Source organism: Daejeonella sp., from assembly GCF_049655485.1.
Classification (GTDB): domain Bacteria; phylum Bacteroidota; class Bacteroidia; order Sphingobacteriales; family Sphingobacteriaceae; genus Daejeonella.
The window spans coordinates 1-3,409 of sequence record NZ_JBASJU010000442.1 but is presented as its reverse complement, the minus strand read 5'-3'; the positions used below and the strand labels follow the sequence as shown (position 1 = coordinate 3,409).

Sequence of the window (3,409 nt, the reverse complement as noted above, 5' to 3'; positions counted from 1 at the left end):
TGATATCAACAAGATTGATTGGAGCAAACAGTATAAAGGTGTTATTCAGCGAGTTTTTGAACGAGGCAATGATAACGAAAAGAGAGAGATCCTGAAATTCTATGGTAAAGATAAAATAAAGGAGATCACAGGTCGGTCCGGGGTTACAAACAACAAACTCCCGATCATGGCTCATTTGAAAACTAAATAAAGATGCTTTATTGGAACAAATTATCTTACTTCCCTAATTACGCTGATTTTCCCACCCAAATCTCTGCGTCAGTCGGTGGGATTAACATAGACCGGAATATCCACTCTTGTAGAAAGTTAAATAGCTGCTGCTAGTTTTTCGATATCAACATCATCCTTGCTTCGAGTTTTATTAGCAGGGTAATATTTCTCGATAACTTGCTTTATCAGCGAGAAACTTTGAGGAGACTGAACGGTCGGCGAAATCAATTCATCTATCAGGCTGCCCATTAGTTTAGTTTTCCTGCCCTCATACTGGCTCACCATAAATTTGGACTTGTCAAGATCCTGGTGCAATAAAATCATTGCATCAACTTTCTTAATTTCTTCAATAAGATCCATCAATTTATATATGTCTGCCTTTTTCATAGCACTCAAATTTAATAATTAATTTCGAGGAAACCTTTTGGGAGTTTAATTCCATTCCGGTTGCGTCTCGTTTTGTCAAAATTATCCATCCAATACATTTGGTCACCAATGTATAACGGATATTGTTTATGTTCCCGTTCATACACCTTAACGATATAGGCATCTACTCCGTATTTTTCAATAGACAGTGGATATTTAAAGTCATCAATTCTCGTGCCTATCGCTTCAACACTTTCTGCAGCAGCGAAAAGCTCAATCATTGGAACTCCCCAAACAAGATTCTCTTCAAGCCATTCCGGGAGAGCCTGATTTAACATCTCGCCCCGGCTCGTTTCATAGTCCGCCAGTTTGCTTGCTGCGGCGTAAGTCCACAGCAATATCAATAAGAAGTTGATAGTGCTTGAGATAATTCTATGGACTTTGTTATTCATATAACAAAGAAAAAGCGCCTTGGGGCGAAAATCTGTCCCCGCAAGATAATTTTCGTTTATTCTTTGAGGAAACCTTCTAAATTATTTTTTCTTGTTCTACCGTTGTCTCATAAGTGTGCTCATTTTAAAGTTTTTTGTACCTTTTAAACTATATTTGTAATATTAGGTTATCTACTAAATAAGATTTATCGCAAATGGATTTAGTGCTGGAACACCATTTAATTGAAAGAGAGTCAAACCGCATTGGCATCTACAGTTTTTTTTGGAGGATTTTTTCATTTAATTCCTGGGAGAAGTTTTTCACCAGGTCGATTAAGAAATCTATGCGAGTTCTATCGGCTGATGTGGAACAGTTGGATGACCTGCATGAAAAAGTATCAGAACTCAAACAGGAGGAATTGGTTGAATTGTTTTCTCAAATAAAAAAACTTAATAAATCTTTTGATAAAATGCATGACAAAGTCAGTTCTATTAATTACATGAACGACTCTGAGGTGCAGGATCTTTTTAAAACAATCAGCCGAAAATTGCACAAAAGCGAGAATTTGCTGCACAGATATCATTCAAAAAATTCGCTTTTTACCAGAACACCTGATCATATAAAGAGTCAAATTTCTAATTTTTCTACCGAGGCTATAACTAAAACCCTCCATAAGTAGATGTCGTATCAGAGAGGCGATGTAATATATTTGCCCTTTTTAATTCCGTATAAAAATAAAACTGAGGATCATCCGGCTATTATAATATCGAATGAAGATGTACATAATAGTGATGCTATGTACATCTGTGTTATGATATCTCATTCGGATGTTAATGAGATGTTTTCTATGGAACTCAGACCGGATATGTTTGTAAACCCTACTAATGTACCCACGGGCGCTGTCAAATGCCATTTGATTACCTATGCGCTAACCTCACATATCTCCGCTAATCACCCGGTAAATAGAATGAAATCCATATATGTTGATAAAATCGTCGATTTTATTTCCGATAATGTATTGAAGGAACTGGATTAAACGCGTTAATTTTTTAATGCCGGTCTCTGACAGGTCCAGCATAAGGAACACAGTTGTAAAAATGTTGTCAATTAATCTTACATATCTTTCACCATTTTTTATCGGAATTGTCTACGGGGCTAACTGTCTAGAAACTTCCGAAGGAAGGCCCGCGCTCGAACTAGCGGTACGCATTCTGAGTAGGCTTTATCCAAACATCACTTTCTGCGATTTGAATACTAATAATGAGGGCGAAGGTTACGTGGAAAAGTTGAAACTCATGGCAACAGAAATCAACCCCGAAATAAACATTAGTGATGGACAAACGCCCACCGTAAACTTGGTGATCGGGGACGTCCCTGGTATTGTTTCAGAGAAACCCTGTATATATATCGGATCCAGTAATTGGGTAGCCTATTATTCCTCAACAGTGCCAAGGCCGTGCACCAAAACGCACAATCCTTTCGGTGGAGAAAAACAGAAATCTTTATCGAGTGGGATATTACCCAACTCTTTGCAAAAAACAACCCTGAAGATATTTGCGCCCCCAAAGCATACAGCACTGCCAGCAGCTGGAGTTGGCAGATATGAGATCGTAACAGATCTACGAATGAATCATCGTAAACAATCCAATAATTGTCGGTAATTATACTGCTAATGTTCAGCGTGTTTCAATATTTTAAAGAACACGGGAAGTGGTAAATCGTAGTAATAAAGCTAAATCGTAAGAGCATTATAAATTTAATGCAACCTCACGCTGAGGAAGAAATGGGGGAGACCATTGCCCTCTGCTCAGCCTCTGCTCAGCCTCAGCGCACCGGCGTTAACCGCTGTTGAATAACGAAAAGTACTTGTAATAGCCTCAGCGTTGTAACCCAATCCGTAAAATAATTAGAAAGAGACGCTGAACAGAATTCCGTGCCAGATCTTTTCCTGGTAAACCCAACAACTTTTTCCTTCCCCTACAACTTTATCTGTTCCTAATGCATAGCCTAAACTCATTTTGTTAACTCCAACAACTAATGCACCGCCGGAGGTCAAGGTACTGTATGAACCATTATAGTGCAACATATAAGGTCCATAGTTTTCCCATCTATTTACTTCCTGCTCAAATTCAAGTTGCATGTTTTTTACCCAAGGGTGAGTTGAAGTATTTCTACGGCTCATATTAATACCCATTAAATATATAAAAAGAACAAATCCTGTTTTTTAGTTTTTTGATGTAGGAATTTATTGTAGTTCTTTTTTACCTTTGGCGTTTATTCGTTCTTTTTATTACTATTCTTACAAAATTAGGTTCTGCAATCTGCAGATTAATAGAGAATCCCGTTAAAATCGGGAGCTGACGCGCAACTGTAAGTAGCGAGAAGTTTTTGTCAATAATGT

7 protein-coding genes and 1 riboswitch are annotated in these 3,409 nt (G+C 37.8%); of the genes, 4 read left to right on the top strand and 3 right to left on the bottom strand.

Annotation, left to right across the window (positions count from 1 at the left end):
- On the top strand, window positions 1-190 hold a 190-nt coding region (locus WBJ10_RS17665), incomplete at its 5' end, for a DUF6922 domain-containing protein (RefSeq protein WP_424292696.1).
- A 116-nt stretch (window positions 191-306) separates the two neighbouring features.
- On the opposite strand, the gene WBJ10_RS17660 is transcribed toward WBJ10_RS17665, so the two are convergent.
- Together WBJ10_RS17660 and WBJ10_RS17655 are read right to left on the bottom strand one after the other, a co-directional pair.
- Complete coding sequence (locus WBJ10_RS17660; protein WP_424292694.1) at window positions 307-597, bottom strand: hypothetical protein; 291 nt, start codon at window positions 595-597, stop codon at window positions 307-309.
- A gap of 11 nt (window positions 598-608) precedes the next feature.
- Complete coding sequence (locus tag WBJ10_RS17655; RefSeq protein ID WP_424292692.1) at window positions 609-1,028, bottom strand: DUF6932 family protein; 420 nt, start codon at window positions 1,026-1,028, stop codon at window positions 609-611.
- A 194-nt stretch (window positions 1,029-1,222) separates the two neighbouring features.
- Here WBJ10_RS17655 and WBJ10_RS17650 point away from each other — a divergent pair, with 194 nt between their 5' ends.
- The 3 genes from WBJ10_RS17650 to WBJ10_RS17640 all read left to right on the top strand — a co-directional run bounded on the left by WBJ10_RS17650 (window position 1,223) and on the right by WBJ10_RS17640 (window position 2,669).
- The gene (locus WBJ10_RS17650) at window positions 1,223-1,687 is read left to right on the top strand and encodes a hypothetical protein (RefSeq protein WP_424292690.1); all 465 of its coding nucleotides are present in this window, start codon (window positions 1,223-1,225) and stop codon (window positions 1,685-1,687) included.
- Complete coding sequence (locus WBJ10_RS17645; RefSeq protein ID WP_424292688.1) at window positions 1,688-2,044, top strand: type II toxin-antitoxin system PemK/MazF family toxin; 357 nt, start codon at window positions 1,688-1,690, stop codon at window positions 2,042-2,044.
- A 61-nt stretch (window positions 2,045-2,105) separates the two neighbouring features.
- The gene (locus WBJ10_RS17640; protein ID WP_424292686.1) at window positions 2,106-2,669 is read left to right on the top strand and encodes an E2 ligase fold family C protein; all 564 of its coding nucleotides are present in this window, start codon (window positions 2,106-2,108) and stop codon (window positions 2,667-2,669) included.
- 245 nt (window positions 2,670-2,914) lie between these two features.
- Here WBJ10_RS17640 and WBJ10_RS17635 read toward each other — a convergent pair whose 3' ends face one another.
- The gene (locus WBJ10_RS17635; protein WP_424292684.1) at window positions 2,915-3,148 is read right to left on the bottom strand and encodes a hypothetical protein; all 234 of its coding nucleotides are present in this window, start codon (window positions 3,146-3,148) and stop codon (window positions 2,915-2,917) included.
- A gap of 152 nt (window positions 3,149-3,300) precedes the next feature.
- Window positions 3,301-3,409, top strand: a riboswitch (cobalamin riboswitch). This riboswitch is flagged as partial in the annotation.

What these genes read in the sequence shown, in the direction of transcription:
- WBJ10_RS17660 (WP_424292694.1), bottom strand. Translation starts at nt 597, where the DNA reads ATGAAAAAGGCAGACATATATAAATTGATGGATCTTATTGAAGAAATT.
- WBJ10_RS17645 (WP_424292688.1), top strand. Translation starts at nt 1,688, where the DNA reads ATGTCGTATCAGAGAGGCGATGTAATATATTTGCCCTTTTTAATTCCG.
- WBJ10_RS17650 (WP_424292690.1), top strand. Translation starts at nt 1,223, where the DNA reads ATGGATTTAGTGCTGGAACACCATTTAATTGAAAGAGAGTCAAACCGC.
- WBJ10_RS17640 (WP_424292686.1), top strand. Translation starts at nt 2,106, where the DNA reads ATGTTGTCAATTAATCTTACATATCTTTCACCATTTTTTATCGGAATT.
- WBJ10_RS17635 (WP_424292684.1), bottom strand. Translation starts at nt 3,148, where the DNA reads ATGCAACTTGAATTTGAGCAGGAAGTAAATAGATGGGAAAACTATGGA.
- WBJ10_RS17655 (WP_424292692.1), bottom strand. Translation starts at nt 1,028, where the DNA reads ATGAATAACAAAGTCCATAGAATTATCTCAAGCACTATCAACTTCTTA.